14 protein-coding genes are annotated in these 21,664 nt (G+C 36.7%); 4 read left to right on the top strand and 10 right to left on the bottom strand.

From position 1 onward, the window contains the following. Window positions 1-97 precede the first annotated feature (97 nt). The 8 genes from ACJJVI_RS05535 to ACJJVI_RS05500 all read right to left on the bottom strand — a co-directional run bounded on the left by ACJJVI_RS05535 (window position 98) and on the right by ACJJVI_RS05500 (window position 9,768). Window positions 98-1,030, bottom strand: coding sequence for an ABC transporter ATP-binding protein (locus tag ACJJVI_RS05535; protein WP_405350906.1), 933 nt, complete (start codon window positions 1,028-1,030; stop codon window positions 98-100). Window positions 1,031-1,103: 73 nt separating this feature from the next. Continuing rightward, a complete protein-coding gene (locus ACJJVI_RS05530) occupies window positions 1,104-2,642 on the bottom strand; it encodes a choice-of-anchor I family protein (RefSeq protein WP_405350904.1) in 1,539 nt (512 codons plus the stop codon). Between the two features lie 164 nt (window positions 2,643-2,806). Further along, window positions 2,807-4,969 (bottom strand): prolyl oligopeptidase family protein, encoded by a 2,163-nt coding sequence (locus tag ACJJVI_RS05525; RefSeq protein ID WP_405350902.1) that lies wholly within the window; start codon window positions 4,967-4,969, stop codon window positions 2,807-2,809. 2 nt (window positions 4,970-4,971) lie between these two features. After that, window positions 4,972-6,276, bottom strand: a complete 1,305-nt coding sequence (locus ACJJVI_RS05520; protein ID WP_405350900.1) for a T9SS type A sorting domain-containing protein — start codon at window positions 6,274-6,276, stop codon at window positions 4,972-4,974. A gap of 81 nt (window positions 6,277-6,357) precedes the next feature. Beyond that, window positions 6,358-7,350: an aspartate-semialdehyde dehydrogenase gene (locus tag ACJJVI_RS05515; RefSeq protein ID WP_405350898.1), complete on the bottom strand. Its 993-nt coding sequence runs from the start codon at window positions 7,348-7,350 to the stop codon at window positions 6,358-6,360. A gap of 134 nt (window positions 7,351-7,484) precedes the next feature. Beyond that, on the bottom strand, window positions 7,485-7,898 hold the full coding sequence (gene mscL / locus ACJJVI_RS05510) for a large conductance mechanosensitive channel protein MscL (RefSeq protein ID WP_405350896.1): 414 nt from the start codon (window positions 7,896-7,898) through the stop codon (window positions 7,485-7,487). A gap of 128 nt (window positions 7,899-8,026) precedes the next feature. Then, window positions 8,027-9,130: an alanine racemase gene (gene alr, locus ACJJVI_RS05505; protein WP_405350894.1), complete on the bottom strand. Its 1,104-nt coding sequence runs from the start codon at window positions 9,128-9,130 to the stop codon at window positions 8,027-8,029. Then, entirely contained in the window at window positions 9,130-9,768 is a 639-nt protein-coding gene (locus ACJJVI_RS05500; protein ID WP_036583393.1) for a thymidine kinase, read from the bottom strand. Before ACJJVI_RS05500 ends, alr begins: the two co-directional genes overlap by 1 nt. Window positions 9,769-9,858: 90 nt before the next feature. On the opposite strand from ACJJVI_RS05500, the gene ACJJVI_RS05495 reads away from it, so the two are divergent. Together ACJJVI_RS05495 and ACJJVI_RS05490 are read left to right on the top strand one after the other, a co-directional pair. After that, entirely contained in the window at window positions 9,859-10,641 is a 783-nt protein-coding gene (locus ACJJVI_RS05495) for a hypothetical protein (protein ID WP_348022090.1), read from the top strand. Window positions 10,642-10,647: 6 nt separating this feature from the next. After that, the gene (locus ACJJVI_RS05490; RefSeq protein ID WP_042269175.1) at window positions 10,648-11,004 is read left to right on the top strand and encodes a DoxX family protein; all 357 of its coding nucleotides are present in this window, start codon (window positions 10,648-10,650) and stop codon (window positions 11,002-11,004) included. A gap of 25 nt (window positions 11,005-11,029) precedes the next feature. On the opposite strand, the gene ACJJVI_RS05485 is transcribed toward ACJJVI_RS05490, so the two are convergent. Beyond that, complete coding sequence (locus tag ACJJVI_RS05485) at window positions 11,030-14,377, bottom strand: gliding motility-associated C-terminal domain-containing protein (protein WP_405350891.1); 3,348 nt, start codon at window positions 14,375-14,377, stop codon at window positions 11,030-11,032. Between the two features lie 183 nt (window positions 14,378-14,560). Here ACJJVI_RS05485 and rsmI point away from each other — a divergent pair, with 183 nt between their 5' ends. Then, complete coding sequence (gene rsmI, locus ACJJVI_RS05480; RefSeq protein WP_036583401.1) at window positions 14,561-15,226, top strand: 16S rRNA (cytidine(1402)-2'-O)-methyltransferase; 666 nt, start codon at window positions 14,561-14,563, stop codon at window positions 15,224-15,226. 134 nt (window positions 15,227-15,360) lie between these two features. Continuing rightward, window positions 15,361-20,490, top strand: a complete 5,130-nt coding sequence (locus tag ACJJVI_RS05475) for a choice-of-anchor J domain-containing protein (RefSeq protein ID WP_405350889.1) — start codon at window positions 15,361-15,363, stop codon at window positions 20,488-20,490. Window positions 20,491-20,579: 89 nt separating this feature from the next. Here ACJJVI_RS05475 and ACJJVI_RS05470 read toward each other — a convergent pair whose 3' ends face one another. Further along, window positions 20,580-21,611 carry a rhodanese-related sulfurtransferase gene (locus ACJJVI_RS05470; RefSeq protein WP_036583405.1) on the bottom strand — a complete coding sequence of 344 codons (1,032 nt, stop codon included), beginning with the start codon at window positions 21,609-21,611 and terminating at the stop codon, window positions 20,580-20,582. Window positions 21,612-21,664: the final 53 nt, after the last annotated feature.

The following is a 21,664-nucleotide window of genomic DNA, read 5'->3' as shown; positions in this document are numbered from 1 at the left end:
AGGTCATGGTTTGATGATACAAACATCCTATGAAATAAGGCTGATTACTATTCTCTTTTACTGAGTTGTTGATTTTTTAAACTGAGTTGTCTAAGTTTTAATTGCTCTTTAAAACTAATTTTACTTTTTGACCAGGATCAAGTTTCTCAAAAGAGTTAAATAACAAGGTTTCATCCTGACATGTAACTTGAATAAGATAATCTACTCCTTTAAAATAAGCGCTCTTTACAATTGCATCAACGCCTATTTCATTAACAGTAAGCTGTTCTGGATAGCATATGATTTCTTTAGTATTATTGAACCATCCTACAGGAATGATATTTACCTCGTTGAATAAAGAAGCTCCATATTTATTTAAGGGCTTTTGATAGCAATCAATTGTTTTTCTATGATCAATGACTTGACCATTGCGCATGATGATAGTTTCATGTGTGAAAGGCAATACATCATCCTTATCATGTGTAGCAATCAAACATGTGATGTTCTCTTTTCTCAAATAAGAAAAAAGGCTACGTCGTAAATCGTTTTTTCTAAAATTGTCAATATTGGAAAAAGGCTCATCTAATAATAGAACCTTAGGCTGTTGAGCGAGCGCTTTAGCAATTGCTACACGTTGTTTTTGTCCGCCGCTTAGTGTTTTAACCTTACGATCTTTAAAGTCGCTCATATCGACTATATGAAGTAAATCTGTAATGCGAGTTATTCTATCATCAATCTGTATAGAAAGATGTTCACCTACATTTTCAAAAACGGTAGTGAATGGCATTAAATCAAATTCCTGTGGAACATATTTCATCATAGGATGTCCTGGCACGAGATGAAAATCTGCACCATCTAGTATTTTACCTTCAAAAGTGATCTCTCCACTTTCTTCTTGCAGTAAGCCGTAAATTAAGTTCAGTAATGTACTTTTTCCACAACCGCTTTCTCCTATGAGTGCCACATGTGTTCCTTGTTCAATTTTCAAATTGATATGATGTAAGGCTTTACCTTGTGGATAAGAAAACTGAACGTCTTTTAAATGTAGCATGCTACAAAGGTATTTGCTAGAAACTAAAAAACCCATGCAATTTGCATGGGTTTAATATTATTGAGCAGATGTATTAATCTAAAACATTGTTTTGATAGATATTAACGGTACCACTATCCTCATTACTGATAATTAGAAGTGCTTTGTCACTGCCGCTTTCTTCTCGCGGAATCATTAATAAACTTTCTGGGGCTTCATCACCTATTGGCTCTAGCCACGTTAGGAATACTGGATTATTTGGGTTTGTGACATCATATAATAGAACACCATCTGTACGTTCCATTGCTACAGCGAGTATATATCTATTGTTTATAGAATTAGTGTTTGATGTATTACTTTTTATTTCTAAAACAGCTACTGCTTCTGGCTCAGCACCTTTATCATCACTACGTCCATCTTCATCATTGAATCGTGTAGGGTTTATATTTAAAGTGTTTACTGCTATACTATTTCCACTATCATAAACAAGGTTTCCATTGGTATCCCAAAAGCTGAAGCTACGAGCACCGTATCCATAAATTATATCATAATCTCCGTCACCATCGATATCACCGTTTGCAGTTGTTGTCTTTAATCGACCGATATTCTCATCCATTTGTAAACTAACTGCATCAGGAAAAGCTGTTGGGTCTAAAATAAGGTCCTTAATTCTTTCTTCTTCAGAATATCCATCGTAATCGCGAGCGTCTCCTTCATTTGCTGTAACGATCAATTCTTGCCCATTTATTGTAACGATATCCATTCCGTCTGGATGATAATAAGAAAGTACAGGCCAATTTTTTAATTGGGTTACACCATCTCTATCACTGGCATCTATGCTATTTAAAGGGTTATTATAATCTTTAACACCATATGCTTTTACATAATTTATAGCTGCAGTATTAACGTCTATACTCATTAGAGCATTATTTTCTTGGCAAGTTACATATGCGGTATTCCCATCTTCTGATACAACTATGTACTCTGGTTCTAAATCTTGAGCTACAGTGGCGCCTGGGCCATAAATACGAACGCCATCATTTTTTAAAGATGCCTCTTGATTATTTAAACTCGCAAAATTGATTAATTGTATCGCTCCATTTGAAAGTGTGATGATACCTACTGTTCCTTCAGGATCAATGGTATAATCATCATTAGGCTCACCTTCACAGGCAACAAGAATTTTTTCACCATCTGGTGTAAAAGTAACCATATCTGGTAATGCTCCCACAGTATAACTATTTAATAGGGCTTGACTATTAATGTCATAAGTAACGACAGTACCATTAAGCTGCTTATTGTCATTTTCTACCGCTACGGCAATTATACCATCACCAACTGCTACACTATTAGGAGCTCCACTACTTAATGAAATAGCTGGTTGTTCCATTGGAATGCTAGGATTTGATAAGTCATAAACATTAATCTGATTTGACTCTGCATTTATAACAAATAGCTTCTTACTGACGATATCATAGGCACTTATTTCAGCACTGCCTTCACCACCGACTTGAATAGTTGCAGCTCTTTGAAAATTTACTTCAGTAGATAGTGAGATTTGATCATTAGTATCATCATCATTATTACAACTACATAATATAATTGCAATTAAGGCATAAATAATTTTATTCATTTTATTGATTTTTTGGCATGTACAAAAAAAAGTCTTCAATAACTGAATGGTGTTAGCTAAGTCTTATATGATGGTTTATAAAAGATTATATAAAGGTTATGCAATAAAAAAACCCATACTATTTGCATGGGTTTTAACAATTATCTTCTAATGAAATCTAAGATTTACATTTTTACTCTTGTACTAAGTTCTGGTAGTTCTTCAAATCCCATATTAAATAAGGCAAAACTATAAATATCTGTTTGTTCTTGAATTACTTGTGCGGTTGATTTACCTGCACCGTGACCAGCATCAGTCTCTATTCGTATTAAGGTAGGAGCATCTCCAGCTTGTTTAGATTGCAGTTCAGCAGCAAATTTAAACGAGTGTGCTGGAACGACACGATCATCGTGATCGCCAGTAGTTACCATCGTCGCAGGATAAGAAACACCTTCTTTAATATTGTGTAATGGAGAATATCCTTTAAGGTATTCAAACATTTCTGGATTATCCTCTGCAGTTCCATAGTCATAAGCCCATCCTGCACCAGCAGTAAACTTATTATATCGCAACATGTCTAACACACCTACTGCTGGGAATGCTACACCGGCTAGATCTGGTCGCTGTGTCATCGTTGCACCTACTAATAATCCACCGTTAGAACCACCTTGGATGGCAAGATATTTTGTGGAGGTGTAATCGTTATCTTTTAACCATTCTCCTGCAGCTATAAAATCATCAAACACGTTTTGCTTTTGCATTTTAGTACCAGCGTCATGCCATTTTTTACCATATTCACCACCACCGCGTAAATTTGCAACGGCATAAATACCGCCCATTTCCATCCACGCAGCTCTTGAAACTGAAAAACCAGGATTAAGTGAGATGTTGAAACCACCATAACCGTAAAGTATTGTTGGGTTTTTACCATCTAGTACTAATCCTTTCTTATGTGAAATAATCATAGGGATTTTAGTACCATCTTTAGAGGTGTAAAACACTTGCTTTGATTCATAATCCTCACTGTTAAATTGAATCTCTGGTTTGCGATATAGTTTTGAATCACCAGTAGCGATGTCATATAAATAAGTACTTCCAGGAGTGGTATAATTTGTAAAGCTATAGTAAAGTGTTTTATCTTTCTCTTTAGCGCCAAAACCGCCCACATTTCCTATTCCGGGTAATTTAACTTCTCTAACAAGAGTACCATCATAATTATACTGTTGTATTTTAGATACGGCATCTACCATATACTCTGCAAAGATGTATCCACCACCTGTAGATGGTGACAGCACATTTTCTGTTTCTGGTATCACGTCTACCCAACTTTCTTGAGTAGGATTAGAAAAATCTGTCGATACTATACGTTTATTAGGCGCATTATAATCTGTTACCAACCATAACTTAGAACCTTCATTATGCAGTAAATAAGTGTTGGTATCAAAATTATCTAGAACGGTTACTAGTGGTGCATTGGGTTTATTTAATTCTTTCATAAACATCTTACCACCATTAGTAGATGTACTTGCAGAAATGACTAAGTAGTTTTGATCATCAGTAACGCCACCACCAACATATCTATACTTTTGATCTGCTGTACCACCGAAGATAACTTGATCTTCACTCTGTGGTGTACCTAACTTATGATAATACAGTTTATGCTGATCTGTCATAGCACTCAGCTCACTACCGTCAGGCTTATCATAACTAGAATAGTAGAAACCATCATTACCTTTCCAAGACATTCCAGAAAATTTCACGTCTTTTATGGTATCTCCTACTTGAGTTAAATCTTTAGTGTTTAAAACGATAATTTTTCTCCAGTCACTTCCACCTTCTGAGATGGCATAAGCAAATAGAGATCCGTCTTTAGTGAAAGAAGTACCACCTAGAGAAGTCGTTCCATCTGTTGAAAATTGATTAGGATCAAGAAAAACTTCTGCATCTTCCATTTTTCCGTTAGTAGGAAATCGGTATATCACATATTGATTTTGTAAACCGTCATTTTTATAGAAATAAGAGTAGTCACCTTCTATAAAAGGAGCCCCTATTTTCTCATAGTTCCATAATTCTGTAAGTCGATTTTTAACGCTTTCGCGAAAGCGTATCTGATCTAAGTAACTATTAGTAACTTGATTTTGTGCTTTAACCCATTCACCGGTCTCTGCACTACGATCATCTTCTAGCCAGCGGTATGGATCTGGTACATCTGTACCATGATAATTATCAACATGATCTACTGTTTGTGTGGTAGGATAAGTAATTTCCATTTTTTTTGAATCCTGTTTTTTGTCTTCACAAGATACCAATGCCATAAGAACAGTGGCTGCGAGAAGTGTTTTTTTCATAGTTAGTTTTTTATTAGTTGCTGTGTGGTTGAAGTAGTATTAGCATTAATTTTAATAAAATAAATACCACTTTGTAAATCAGTCACATCAATCAATGATATGTTACTATATTCCATTAATAATCTACTATTGATATCATAAATTTCAACTTTTTCTATGGGTTGAGTACTTAAAATATTGATAAATTCTGAACTAGGATTAGGGTAAATAGAAAAACCATCTGTTGCTAATTGATCATAAGTAGACAGTACACTGTCTGTATAGACATAAACACCATCTTGTGTACTAATAGTGCTAAATCCGCCACTATAACCAGTATCCTCATCTAAAAAAGCGACGTCAACATGTTGATCTGTACTTACATTAGTCCATGTAATGCCGTCATCTGTAGAGTAAGCGGTACCTGCTAGTGCAGTATCACCGCCGGTACTCACCACTCTAGAAGAGTTAGGGATATAAGCAATAGCACCACCGTATGGGAAGCCTGTGCCAGAGATGTTTACTGGATTCCATGTGGTTCCAGCATCTTGTGTTATAAATAAGTTACCAGAATTATCTTGAATCATTCCTTTATTTGCGGTACTAAAAGTAATATCTCCACTTAAATTTGTTCCACCGAAATCACTAAGTGGTGTATTAAAAACGCTCCAATTGTTTCCCATGTTTGCAGAATGATAGACTCTTCCTGCGCTAGTAGTAAACCAAATGTTATTACCTAAATGAGTATACTGTGCTAGATAACCTACCTCGTTGGTTAAAGGCGCAGGTATGTTTGAACTAGGAACTCTAGTATAACTAGTACCACCATTTGTTGTCGTGTATATTTCCCAATAGCCGCCTGCGGGATCGCCTATGGCTACTCCATCTGTGGTATTAAAGAAGTGAACTGCGTTTGCAAAGCTACTCGTACTATTGAAAGCTGCTCCAGTTTGACGAGTCCATGTGGCACCTGTATCTGTAGTTTGCCACACACCACCTATCTGACCTGAAGCACGTGGATGAACGGCTATGTATGCTGTTGTTGCACTTACACCAGATATGTTAGAAATTCCTAATGCGCTATTACCTATATCTACAGTACTAGCACTCCAGGTCATTCCACCATCACTAGTGGTTGAAAAACGTTGTATGTTATTGTTGGGATTAAGTCCATCATAACCTGTTGCCCATGCGACATTATCATCAACAATATGGATTTTTGAGAGCCCTGTTGAGGTTATTGGGAAACCAGAGGACCTTTCTGTCCAGAATTGTGCTTGTGAATAGAATGAAGTAAGAAATAAAAATAAGAGTAAACGTGATACCATATAAAAAACCGCTTTTAACTGAGGTAAAGTTAGTTAAAAGCGGTTAGTTTAAAATGTCAAACTTCTATTATACCTTAAAGGTTATCCTACTAAATTGTGTTGGATTAAATATTGTGCAATCTGTACGGCATTAGTAGCTGCTCCTTTTCTTAAATTATCGGATACAATCCACATGTTAAGAGCATTTTCTCTAGAGTGATCACGTCTTATGCGACCCACAAAAACATCGTCTTTTCCGTGAGCCATTAATGGCATAGGATAAAGGTTCACATCTACGTTATCTTGCACAGTAACGCCATCAGTATCTGCAAGGATTTTACGTATGTCGTTTTCATTATACTCTTTTTCAAACTCTAGATTTACTGACTCTGAGTGGCCACCTACTACGGGAATACGCACCGCAGTCGCCGTTACAGCAATTGTACGATCGTCTAGAATCTTTTGAGTTTCTCTTATGAGTTTGAGCTCTTCTTTAGTATATCCATTTTCTTCAAAAACATCACAATGTGGAATAGCATTTTTATGAATTTGGTAAGGATAAGCCATTTCATCTTTTTTGCCGTTGTACTCGTTTTCTAGTTGCTGTACCGCTTTTACGCCAGTTCCTGTAATAGACTGATAGGTAGAAACGATCAATCTTTTAATACGATATTTATCATGCAACGGTGCTAGAGCCATTACTAATTGGATGGTAGAACAATTAGGATTTGCAATGATCTTATCTGATCTTGTTAAAGAACCAGCATTGATTTCTGGAACTACTAATTTCTTATCACTGTCCATACGGAAAGCGCTAGAATTATCGATTACTGTTGTGCCTACGGCTGCAAATTGTGGAGCAAACTCAAGACTTACTGATCCACCAGCAGAAAATAGCGCAATATCTGGTTTTAATTCAATAGCCTGTTTCATGCCTACTACCTTTATCTGTTTACCCTTAAAAGTAATTTCAGTACCTACAGATTTTTCTGAAGCTACAGGAATTAGAGTTGAAACATTAAGGTTGCGTTCTTCTAGAACTTGCAACATGACCTGGCCTACCATTCCGGTAACGCCTACTACTGCTATTTTCATGTGAATAAATTTAATTTGCTCAAAAGTATATCCTAGAATTGATTTGACTCCTAATATTTTCAAAAATTGACAAATAAAAAAGCCGTTCTGTCAAAACAGAACGGCTTAATACAAATACTTAGATTAAGTATTTATTAGTTTTTAGCTTTTAATACATCACGTATTTCAGCAAGAAGTTCTTCTTGAGAAGGACCTGCTGGTGCTGCTGGAGCCTCTTCAACTGGTGCTTTAGACCTGTTGTACGCTTTAACAATCATGAAAAGAACAAATCCAACTATGATTAAGTTGATGATTGTATTGATCCATGCTCCATACTGGATAGCATTTTCTGCAACTGCAACAGAACCATCTGCAGCTAGTTGAGCTTCACTTAAAATAATTTTTAAGTCTTCAAAACTCATTCCTCCTGCAAAATGACCTATGATAGGCATCATAATCATCTTTACAAATCCGTTTACTACAAGACCTACTGCTCCAGCTAATAATACTGCAACTGCAAGATCTAGGACGTTACCCGTCATAATAAAATTCTTAAACTCTTTTAACATGTTATATAAATTATGGTTAATGACGTGCAATTTAGATATAGAAACTGTGATTTGTTAAAATATTCTAAATGATTTTTTGCAAAACTGCAAAAGCAACGACGAAAGTGCTTTAAAAAACGACGAAATAACTACTGAGTATAAGTTCGCGGTACTCGCTTTTGAATACCTGTAAGGATTTCATAAGAAATGGTTCCAGCTTTTTCTGCCATATCTCTTGCGGTAAGCTGTTTGTCAAAGATGATGACTTCATCTCCCGCATGACAATCAATGTTGGTGATGTCAACCATAAACATGTCCATACATATTATCCCTAGAGTAGGCGCAAGTTTTCCATTGATTGAAACATGTGCTTTGCCATATCCATAAATACGGTTAATACCGTCACCATGTCCTAATGCAATTACTGCATACCTAGTTCTTTCATCAGCGATGAATTTGCGATTATAACTCACGCTTTCTCCAGCCTCAATCCACCTGGTTTGTGATATAACAGACTTTAAGGAAGCTATAGGTATTAATTCAGCGTCAAATTTTTGATCATTTCCATATCCATAAAGCCCTATACCTGATCGGACCATAGAGAAATGAGCATTTTTAAAATTTAAAATACCACTAGTATTAGACTTATGTTTTAAAAAAGGGTATGGTAGTGCTTTTTCTAATCGAGCATTAACTTCTTCAAATAGTTTGATTTGCAAATTTGTGAAATTACTCTCATTTAAATCTTCACTTGCGGCTAGATGCGACTGTAATCCACGAACCTTTATAGCTGAGTTAGATGTTACTTTAGAAATAACTTCATCAATATCTTTGAAATCTATACCTATTCTATTTAAACCTGTATTAAACTCTAAATGTATAGGGTAAGATTGTTGTTGTTTTGTCTTTGCAATTGTGATAAAAGCATCTAGCATTTCTAGACTATAAATTACCGGCTCAATACATCGATTTATACATGTATCTAGCATAAAGGTTTGCGCGTGTAATACTAGAATAGGTTTTTGAATACCATTATCTCTCAATTCGACAGCTTCTGACACATAAGCAACCGCAAAATAATCAACATTTAATTTTTGAAGGTGTTGTGCAATTGTAACGGCGCCATGACCGTAAGCATTTGCCTTAATTACAGCCATAAACTTAACTCCAGACTGAAGTTTACTTTTCAAATAATGAAAATTATGTTCTAGTGCAGCAAGGTTAACTTCTAATCGGGTACCTTGTAATGGCATTAAGATTTGTTTTTTTGTGCTACTTCCTCTGGATCTTGAACATCTAGCTCTTTTACTTTATGAGCAAGCATTGCTTTATAGTAAGCACCACGACTTAAGGGTTCATATTCTTGTTGCTCACCCAGCATGACTACATTTTCATCATTGGTTTTGCGATAGCTAAATTGTGCTAGGTTTCCTGTTCTAGTACATACAGCATGTACCTTTGTGACATACTCTGCAGTGGCCATAAGTGCTGGCATAGGTCCAAAAGGGTTTCCTTTAAAATCCATATCTAGTCCAGCAACGATTACTCTTATGCCACGATTTGCTAGATCATTACATACGGTAACAATCTCATCATCAAAAAATTGAGCTTCATCAATACCTACTACATCGCAATCTGCTGCTAGTAATGGAATATTTGCTGCTGCAGGCACAGGTGTACTTTGTATTTCATTTGAATCGTGAGAAACTACGTTTTCTTCATCATATCGCACATCAATAGCCGGTTTAAATATTTCTATTTTTTGTTGGGCAAATTGAGCTCTTTTGAGTCTACGTATCAACTCCTCAGTCTTTCCTGAGAACATGGAACCGCAAATCACCTCGATCCAGCCGAATTGCTCTTTATGATTTACCGTGTTTTCTAGAAACATTTTGTAATTTACAGGCGTTAAAAATTGGGACTGCGATTCTCGCAAATCAGTTTCAAAAATACAATAAAACCAGCGGCATATTAAACCATTATGAAAAAGAAAATAGCAGCAGATCTTACTAGTCTCGCACACCGCATTCTACAAATGAAGAATAAGGAAGATATTCACGAGTTACAGTCAGTAGCCAAAGAGTTATATGAAAAATTGACTATTCTTTCTTTTACTGAAAAACATTTTGGTGATGTACAACCTACCGCAGGAACTGTTGAGGTACAAGAAAAGATAAAAGAGGCATTTACCGCTGCACAAGAAGATGTAGAAAGTGTAACGCAAGAGGTAGAGCAAGCCATGGAAAATGCAAAGTCAAATGCAGAGGATGCTTTCTCTAATCCAGATTTAAGTGACCTTTTTGTCCCTGCAGATGAGGATATGAGAGAAGAGATTGAATTGCCAGGGATTTCAACAATCCATAAAATGGTGGATGAATTTCCAGAAGAAGAGATTGAAATTGATTTTCCTAAACCTACTTATGAGAAAAATGATATGGAAGATCTAACTGCTGGTTATGAAAAAATGCCAGAGTTTGAACGTAAGATTAATAACCAATCAGAAAAAGGCCAGTCCATTAATGATCGTTTAAAAGCAGGCTTGAAAATAGGCATGAATGATCGTATAGGATTCATTAAACACTTGTTTAACGGTAGTGATCAAGACTATAATCGTGTGTTATCCCAATTAAATACGATGGAAAGTAAGGTTGCCGCTCAAAACTTCATCATATCGATGGTAAAACCCGATTATAATAATTGGGAAGGAAAAGATGCTTATGTAGAGCGATTTATGCAAATAGTTGAGGCAAAGTTTGATAATTAAGCCTCTATGAAATATTTCTATTGGATTGCCACAGGTTTATTATGTGCCTTAATGCTATGGTCTGCAAGTATGTATTTACTGCAGTATGATATGGTGACAGGTTTCTTTAAATCTTTAGGATTTCCCACCTGGATTATTTATCCATTAGCCGTGTTTAAAATAGCAGGTGTTGCAATGATTTTATGGAGAGGCAATCGCTGGTTAACAGAATGGGCCTATGCAGGCTTTTTCTTTGATATGTTACTAGCAATGGGAGCTCACTTAGCTTTAAAAGATGGTGGCTATACTTTTGCGTTAATCGGTTTGCTTTTACTTTTTTCCTCTTATTTTACTGGTAACTTGGTTAGGAAATGGGTGAGGTAGTATACGCTTTCGCGAAAGCGGAATTTTAATGATTGATATAAACCCAACCTACTCTAGCTTCACTACCATCATTGAGGTCTAGCTGCCAAAAATACGTGCCTACCGGTAATACCTTACCACTATTATGTAACAATCCACTATTAGGATTTCCATTCCAGTCGTTTAAATATCCTGTTGTTTCATAAACAATACTTCCATGACGATTGAAGATTTTGAGTTTGCTATCTGGATACAGTTCGATACATTCTATAACTAGAGTGTCATTAATACCATCATTATTAGGTGAGAATCCTTCTGGTATTTTTAAACAATCAGGCCTGGTAAAAGCAATTGCAGTATTGTTTTCTAAATCAATATCGGGTAATAAATTGCTGCTATATACGTTGACAACATTAATAAAATCTCCTGGTATATTAAAGTCTACAGTTATTTGTAAAGTAGCTGTGCTACCTACGATCATATCGCCTACTGTCCATAAGCCAGATAAATTATCAAAACTACCTGTGGATGTATTGTGCGATAAATAATTATAACCGCTAGGTAAAAACTCTTCTACAATAACGTCAGTAGCAGTAGCGCTACCTAAATTTTCAACGAGAATAGTAAAGGTTACACTACCATTCACATCTGGTTTAATATTGTCAACGGTTTTAGTAACACTTAAATCTAGAACAGGTAATACCTCTAGAGTAGCAAATGCGGTAGAAACATCAATATTATTAAGTGCAGAGAAGTTTAAAAAACTGTTTGTGTAGAACCCAGCTTCTGCACTGGTCACTTCAACGGCAAAACTGACTTGTTGCGTTCCTGCTGGAAAACTAAGATTTTGAATACCTATTAAAGAAGTACCGATGGTATCTATAAAAGTTCCCGATGCATTATTTTGATCTACCCAATATGCATTACCAGATAGTGTAATCTCTGGTGATAGATTATCTATGAATGTAATATTATCTTGAGCTGGCAGACCTACTGAGTTTGTAAGAGTGAACGTTAAAATTGATGTTTGTCCTGTAGTTATAATTGCTGGGTCAAAACTTTTTGAAGTTTGAGAAGTAAGAACAAACAGACTTGAAATCGAAATGTTAGAATCTGGTGTGTTTTCTCCTTGTTGTGTCAAATCTGGTTGAGCTTCGGCACGGTTTTCAAAACTACCTCCGTAAGATGGTGAAGTGACTGGAATGCGCACTTGTATAGTAGATCCGGACTCCATATAAGGAATCACACCTTCTATAAGGTTTCCAGTAACGTTAAAAGTAGAAATACAAGTTGCAGTACCGGTGATAAGTGAGCAGGTAGGCGTGCCTGTAATAATAAAATCGGGATGTAGTAGATCTGTAAAGTCAATATTGTTAGCATCAGTACTGATGTTAGAATTAGTGATGTCAACAATCCATTCTAGTGGCGAGTTAATAGGCGCAGATGTTATGGATGGATACGTTTGTACTACTAGATCAATACATGGAACCATAGGAGTGGCGACTCCTGCACTGGCAGTTGCGATAACAGAAAGACTGGAGTCCAGAGCAGACATTTCTAAGTTATCTTGGACATTTGTGGATAGTACAGAGCAAATAGGAGTCCAGTCTATTATTTTTTCATAGGTAACGGTACTATTTGCTGGCATGATAAAACCATCTGTATCTAATATCTCCCAGAAGGTATCTCCTTGAGAGTTAGCAACACCTATATTTTCATTTAGATTTGATGGACATACTGCTCCACCAGTCGTACTTGTACATATAATAGATTGTAAAATACCGGTTCCTTGAGAAAATTGAGTGTCTTTAAATTTAATATGGTGTGCAATGGTATCTACATTGCTCATTATTATTTCATAAGTAACATTACCATAAGGATATGGGCCAGCACCAGGTGCCGGATTAGTTTGATTTTCAACAATTTGAATAATTGGATTATTAGGGATGTCTACACAAGGAGTTATAGGTAGACCAAGAATACTATCACCGTCAAAATCATTTGATAAATCGCAATCGATCAATGCATTGTCATTTTCAAACACTATTCCACGCACGCTACAAACAGGAGCAACACCACCTGTTGTGCACTCTGGTGGTATGAATCTTACCGTTGTCCTAACAGTAATGCTTGAATTAGCAGGAAAGATAAAATCATCTGTCAGCCATCTAAAGTCTGGTGTGGTTACTATATTGATGTCCGAGCAATTAATGGCACCTGTGGTACTGAGGCAGTTAGTACTTAAAATTTCAATTCCGGTATTTAAAGTGCTCGTATTGATAAGATAAGCGCCACCCGTGATATCAAGAGGTCCATTATTAGTAAAGGTAAAGTCAAAGGTGACAATATCAGTCCAAGCACTAAGTGTACCTGCTATTGGGCTAACTTTAGTTACCTGAGATGTTAAGTCAGTACAAGGACACGCGGTGTTTAATAAAGCATCAGTTGCTATCAGATTATTTGTACTGAAACCAGTATTATTTACATAGGATTGAATATTAACTCGATTCCCGATTTCTAAAAGTTGATTAGGCGTTAATCGACTACAATCACCTTCTTCAATTTTGTAAGTAATACTTAAAGTAAATGATGCACCTGCAGGAAAAACAATTTGCTGTCCATGGTTATAAAATTCAAATTGATTTGTAAGATTGACACTAGATGTAGGATTAATTCCAGATAGTGTTGGGCAATTCATTCCATTACTACTTACACAAGTTAGATTCTCTAAAGTGATAATAGCACTACCAGCTCCATTAATATTTTGAGCGGCAATTAAAAAATTTTGTAGCGGATATTCAATACCAGAATTGTTGAGAATGGTCATCTCATAGGTAACAGAGTCTCCCCAACTTGCTAAAGCTCCATTGCTTACAGGAGTAATTTGACTTTGCGTAATTTGAAAATCGATAGGTCTTTCAGTCATAATAATGCTTATCACTGATGTATTAGTAGACGGATTTGTGTCCGTCGTACCTGCCGGCGGACTTACTACAACAGTAGCCGTTGCACCGCCTAAAAATATAGGCGAGGCTCTTACTGTTACTAATATCTCAATACTAGAAGAATTGGGCATATTAGGTAAAATACCATCAATCGAACTTCCTAAAATATTGATTGTCGCTGGTGATACAGCACCACCTAGATTATTTTGAGCAACAGCACTTTCTATGTTATTTACAGAACTAAGTGATAGATTAAAATCAGCATTAGACACAGGTGCACCTGTATTACTAATGGTGACTAAATAGGTATAACGTTCATAAAAATGTGCTTGCGATATTGAACTTCCTGTAAGATCTTGAGCTTCAACAGTGGTTGAGAGGTCCGTAGTTTGACCATAAACTGTGGTCAAGCTAAAAATAAAAATGACTATGGTTAGTAGATATTTCATAAAGATTGGTCTGGTTATAAATATAAGATGACTTTTCTTACCAATGGTTGCGTGATGGTTTAATAAATCATTATACTTAATTTTACTCCTGTAAAACTAGGGTTTTGAGAAGTGTGTATAAATACGCTTTCGTGAAAGCGTAATTCTCATAATTATTGGTTATCCAAAGCATAAAAAAACACTATGAAACTTTATCTAGTACCTACACCTATAGGAAACCTAGCAGATATGACTTATCGTGCTGTTGAAATACTGAAAGAAGTAGATCTTATCCTAGCCGAGGATACTAGGACCAGTGGTAAGTTGTTACAACACTATGAAATTAAAACGCCTATGCTTTCATATCACATGCATAACGAGCATAAAATTGTAGACCATGTGGTAGGTCGCATAAAAAATGGAGAGAAAATGGCATTAATAACTGATGCAGGTTCACCTGGCATTAGTGATCCAGGTTTTCTAATCACTCGCAAAATGCTAGAAAATAATCTAGATGTAGAGGCATTACCTGGCGCAACAGCCTTTGTGCCAGCCTTAGTGGTGAGCGGCTTACCATGTGATAAATTTGTTTTTGAAGGGTTTTTACCAGTGAAAAAGGGACGACAGAAACGGTTAGAGTTTCTTAAAGAAGAACGACGCACTATAGTTTTTTACGAGTCACCGCACAAGCTTTTAAAAACTCTAGCAGATTTTAAAACACATTATGGAGGGAATTCTCGAGTGTCAATTTCAAGAGAAATCACAAAAATGTTTGAAGAGCATTATCGTGGTACGGTAGATGACGCCATATCACACTTTGAACTTAAAAAGCCTAAAGGTGAATTCGTTATGGCCTTAATGATTGATTAATGTTAAATAGACATGTCTTTTGTCGTTGTAATGTGTCATTAATCTAAAATTTCTTTAACATTTTATTTACATTTAATTAAAGCTCTATTTTACGCGCTCATAAAGCACTCTCTAATTAATTTAAATAACCTCATATGAAATTGAAATTACTCTTATTATCCATGTTAATGTCTTTAACATGTATAATGACACAAGCGCAACCGCCCAATGACACCTTTGCTGGTGCCATACCTATAACAATTCCTGTGCAAGGAGCAACTTCTCCGCAGTTCACGTTGCCATTTACTACAGATGGTACAACGGATAGTGGACAGGATAACGTAGGTTGTTCAGCCTCTGGTAATGACCAATTCTTTACATGGACAGCTACAGAGCTTACTTTGACATTTACATCTTTAAATCCTGGAAGTCCTGGAATTGCTATTTATGATGCTGTTTCGGGAACTCAGATTAGTTGTTCAAATACGTTCGTAACTAATGCTTTGCAGTCTGGATGGGCTTTAGGTGATAACCTTGTAATTCAGATCTATGATTTCAATGGCTCTAGTGCAGACGTTGCCTTTGATTTGTTTACAATACCATGTCCGGCGCCTAGCGGTTTAAGCGAGGTTGAAGGAGCAACATCAGCTGATGTTTCATGGACTAATAACTCTACATCTACAGATACGGTATTAGAATATGGACTAGACCCATTAACGGCTGGTACAGGTACAATCATAAATATTCCTGGTGGAGCAACCACGGTTAATATACCAGGTTTATCTCCAGAAACAGATTATGAATACATTTTAACCCAAGACTGTTCTGCTGCTGGAAACGGAAGCTCAGTTGCTGCTACTGGTTCATTTACTACTACTGCGTTATGTCCATTACCTACATCTTTTGCAGCTTCTAATATTACTGCTACAACATTAGACTTAAGTTGGGTAAATACTAGTTCTTCTACTGTTTCTTCTGTAGAATATGGAGTTGATGGCTTTACAATAGGATCAGGTACAGTGGTTGCTGCTGGTGCTAACAGCGCAAGTATCACTGGATTGATGCCTAATACAGACTATGATTTTTATGTAACACAAGATTGTACTGCAGCTACAAATGGATTATCTGTTACAGAAGGTCCGTTAAGTGTTGAAACATTATGTGCTGCTTTTGTTCCAGATTATTTAGAAACTTTTGACAGTTTTGTGCCTAATTGTTGGGAAGAAGCATCTAATGGGGACTTAACGACTGGACCTACGACATTTGGTTCTGGAGATTGGGGATCTGAAGAATTTGCTCATGCAGCAACTTCTGGTGGTGGTGCTGTAAATGTTAATCTTTTTAATGCAAACACTTCTGACTGGGTTTTAAGTCCATTATTTGACTTATCGGCTGGTGGCTATGAAGTAAATCTTGATGTCGCTCTTACTAGTTATAACAGCACTGCTGCTGACGTAATGGGATCTGATGATGAGGTTGTGCTAGCTTATACTTTAGATGGTTCTACATGGACAGCAATTCAAACTTGGACCGCTGCAAATCAACCTGCAACTGCTGGTGAAACATTTAATGCAGACATTTCTACCATTACAGGTAGTACCGTTCAATTTGGTATTTATGCTAGTGAAGGAACAGTTGATGATACAGAGGATTATGATTTTCATATCGATAATTTTCAAGTGAGAACAATACCTAGCTGTTTAGATTCTAATAATCTACAGTTAGTATCTGCAACTCAAACAACAGCAGATATAACATGGGATAGTAATAATTCTGGTACAGCTGGTAATTTTGAATACTTATTGGATACTGCAAATTCTTATCCTACAGGACCAGGCGCGATGGTAGCTCCTACTGGTACTTTAACTGGTGTAACAGGTACGACTTTACCTGTAGCGCAAGCTGGACAAATTACAGGATTAATGCCTAGTACAGATTATGATGTATATATAAGAGAAATCTGTACAGGAACTGATACTAGTCCATGGTCTGCCGCACTTGCTTTTACTACTGCTTGTGCACCAATAACTGATTTTAATGAAGATTTTGATAGTGTGTCTACACCAGATTTACCTTCTTGTTGGTCATTCTTTGCGACTGATATAGCTACGGGAACAGATCCTTATGTAAGAACTTCAACTTCTGCAGACAACTCTGCACCTAACGGTATCCAGTTATATAGCGGTAGTGCAAACGGTACTACAATTCCTGCTGATGTTTTATTAATTTCACCAGTGTTAAGTAACCTTAATGCAGGTACGCACAGAGTAAAATTCTTTGCAGATATCACGGTGGCTACTTCTACTGTTGAAGTTGGTACAATGACTGATCCTAATGATCCTACGACATTTACTGCATTGGGGACATTTTCACCTACAACCACGCATACTGAGTATATTCAGAATTTTGATACATATGCAGGTACTGATACCTATATCGCCTTTAAACATGTGTTTGCTTCTACTTTTGATAATTTGTATTTAGACAATATAGTTTGGGAAATGATCCCAGCATGTCAAGCACCTTTAGATATCACATTATTATCTGCTACAGATACTATGGCAACTATTGGCTGGACTAATAACAACGGATCTACCGTTTCTAGCATCACTTATGGTCCTGTTGGTTTTGATCCTACTATGACTGGAACAACAGTTGCTGGTGGAGCAGATACGGCAACCATAACTGGTTTAACAGGTGAGACTAACTATGATTTTTATGTAACGCAGGATTGTAGTGCTACAGGTGATGGTTTATCAACTCAATCAGGTCCTCTTAGTATACAAACTCCTTGTGCTGCGATAGCTGCACCTTATTTTGTAGACTTTGAAAACTTTTCAGCTGCAACATCTGGTTTTGTAAATGATCAATGTTGGAATGAAATAAGCTCTGGTGCTTACGACTGGGCTATAGATGCTGCAGGAGGAACAACTTCTTCTAACACTGGTCCTTCAGGAGCGTTTAGTGGTACTACATTTATGTTTGTTGAAGCAAGTAATGGGTCTAATGGAGATGTTGCTACTGTGCTTTCAAGAGCTGTAGATTTATCAGCGCTTACTGCACCATCAGTTACTTTCTATTATCATATGTATGGAGCATTTATTACTGATTTAACAGTAGCAGTTTCTACAGATAATGGAGCAACTTTTACAACAGAATTGACAATTACTGGTCAACAACAAACAGCATCTGCAGATCCATGGGAACAAGCTATTATTGATTTGTCTAGTTATGCCGGACAAACAGTTATTGTAGCGTTTACAACTTCTAAGTCTACCATGACAGGTAATACCTATGAAGGAGATGTTTCAATTGATGATGTTAGTTTTGATGAATTACCAACATGTAACGATGTGTCTAGCGTAACAGTTGATTCTGTAACAGCAGATTCTATAACAGTAAGCTGGACAGAAAATAGTATTCCACCTGCGACTGCTTGGGAAATTATAGCGGTACCATCAGGAGATCCTGCACCTGCTGTAGGAACTTCTAATGCAACATCAAACCCATTTGTTATCATGGCGCTTACGGCAGAGACAGCATATGACGTGTATGTGAGATCTGACTGTAGTACAACTTTTGTGGGACCTATTACAGCAACTACAGATTGTGCTGTAATTGTACCAGATGCGTTAGAAACCTTTGATACTTTTGTTCCTAACTGTTGGGAAGAAGCATCTGATGGTGATTTAACTACAGGTCCTACAGGATTTGGTTCAGGAGATTGGAGTTCTGAAGAATTTGCACATAACGCTACAAGTGGTGGTGGTGCTGTAAATATCAACTTATATCGTAATGTAGCCTCTGATTGGGTTATATCTCCATTGTATGACCTGTCTGCAGGTGGATATGAATTAAATTTAGATGTTGCGGTAACTGACTATAATAGTTCAGCAGCTGGTGTAATGGGATCTGATGATCAAGTTGTTCTTGTTTATACTACTGATGGTACTACATGGACCGCATTACAGACATGGGATGTTAGTAATCAACCAGCAACTGCTGGTGAGACTTATAATGACGCCTTAACAGGTATTACAAGTGCGACTGTAAGATTTGCAATATATGCCACAGACGGTGCAGTTGATGATGCAGGAATTGATTATGATTTCCACATTGATAACTTCCAGGTGAGAACTCCACCTTCATGTCCGGATACTTCTAACCTTACTTTAGTAAATAATACAGATGTTGCCGCGACAATAAATTTTGATAGTGGTAACGCTACAAGTGCAGGTAACTATGAGTACTCGTTGACAACCGTTGCAGGTACTGCACCAGCAGTTTCGGGAGCTTGGACAGACGTAGCAGGAGCGATGCCTAATGTTACTTATACCATTAATGGTCTTACTGCTCAAACAGAATACTTTGTTCATGTTAGAGAAGTTTGTGCCGTTGGTGATGAAAGTGCGTGGAGTACAACGCCTATAAACTTTACAACAGATTGTGGTGCAGTAACTATGTTCCCAGCAGCAACTGACTTTACTAATAATGTGCCTAATGCATGCTGGAGTGAAGCTGGCGATGGTGAAATAGCAACTGGACCTACTGGTATAGGAGCTTCTAACTGGAAAGATGGTCGTGCATATACTAATGGTGTAGGAACAGTAGTTCCTAGTAACGTAATGAACCTTTATAGACTAGGTGATCGTGAGTGGTTAATTTCTGAAACTTATGATTTAACTAGTTTAACTACTAAGGTTTTAACTGTTGAAGTTGCTGTTACCGATTATGCTTTCAGCGGAACTTCTACAGCTGCAGATACCGGTGTAATGGGGTCTGATGATTCAGTAGATTTATTAATTACTGTTGATAATGGATTAACATGGACATCACTTGATGCGTGGAACGTTGGAAATCAACCAGCTGTAACAGGAGATAGTTATTTCTATGACTTAGCTGCTTATTCTGGTACGGTACAGTTTGCATTTTTAGCTAGCGATGGTGCAGCAGATGATACTGAAGATTATGATTTCCACGTAAGTAGATTTGTTGTAGATGCAACTGCAGGAAATGAAGATATTGCGTTAGAAAATTCAGTGTCCTTATATCCTAATCCTGTATCGGGAGATTTGATGACTATCAACCTAGGTAACGTGCCGGCTAGTCAAGTTTCTATTGCGATCTTTAATACATTAGGTCAGCAAGTAATGACTAGAGAATTTGACAATGTATCAAATAACACTATAGTAATGGACAACTTAAGTTCACTTACTTCAGGAGTATATCTTTTAAATATTTCTAACGGTGATTCTACTGCTGTGAAACGTTTTATTAAACAATAGACTTAATTCTATTCAATTAAAAAGGAGCTCAATTTGAGCTCCTTTTTTGTTTTATACGCTTTCGCGAAAGCGGAATTTTAAAATAATTATTACTTTTTAAATACTAGTTTTTCTGATCTACCTTTTTTGAAAATCTTATTACTATTATATTTTCCGGCACGTAATTTCTTTTGTTCTTCGATAGGTAGTTGAATGATTTCTTTGCATTCATCGCTACAGCAATTTTCCATTTTGTCTTTGCAAGAATTACATTGAATAAATAAAAGGTGACAGGCTTCATTTGCACAGTTGGTGTGCAGGTCAAATGGAGTACCACATTGATGGCAATTTGCAATGACTTCATCACTGATTTTTTCAGCCAGTCTGTGGTCAAATACAAAGTTCTTGCCTTTAAACTTGTTCTCAAGACCTTGCTCAGTGACCTGCCTATGATATTCTATAATTCCACCTTCTAGTTGGTAGACGTCCTTAAAGCCTTTATGCTTGTAGTAAGCACTAGCCTTTTCACAACGTATTCCACCAGTACAATACATCACTAGTTTTTTATCTTCTTTGTGGTCTTTAAGTTTATCCTCAATATAATCTAGACTATCTCTAAAAGTGTCCACATCTGGCGTCCAAGCATTTTTAAAATGACCTATTTCAGACTCATAATGGTTGCGCATATCTACCAGTACTGTGTCTGGATCAGCTATTAATTCATTAAACGCTGTTGCATCTACATGAATTCCTTTATTAGTAACATCAAAGGTTTCGTCGTTTAGGCCATCTGCTACAATCTTGTTACGCACCTTAACTTTAAGTTTTAGAAAACTTTCATTATCCTGCTCTCTAGCAATATTAAGACGTACATTTTCTAGAAAATCTATACTATCTACAAAAGACTTGAACTCTTCAAAGCGGTCTCCCGGAACTGAGAGTTGTGCATTAATCCCTTCATGAGCAACATATATTCTACCCAGCACATCCATAGGATGCCAGTGTAAAAATAAGTGGTCTCTAAAAAGTTGTGGATTACCGATCTGGTGGTACTGATAGAAAGATATCGTTAACCGCTCTTTTCCAGCGGCACGTATAAGTTCTCTTCTTTCTTCAGCACTTAATTTGTTATACAGTTGCATGCTATAAACATTTTTAGTGTTGAGCGGCAAAGGTAATATTTTAAATAAAAATA

Source organism: Nonlabens sp. Asnod3-H03 (assembly GCF_045063665.1).
GTDB classification, from domain to species: Bacteria; Bacteroidota; Bacteroidia; order Flavobacteriales; family Flavobacteriaceae; genus Nonlabens; species Nonlabens ulvanivorans.
The sequence above is the reverse complement of the archived record's forward strand: the minus strand, read 5'-3'. Positions and strand labels throughout refer to the sequence as shown.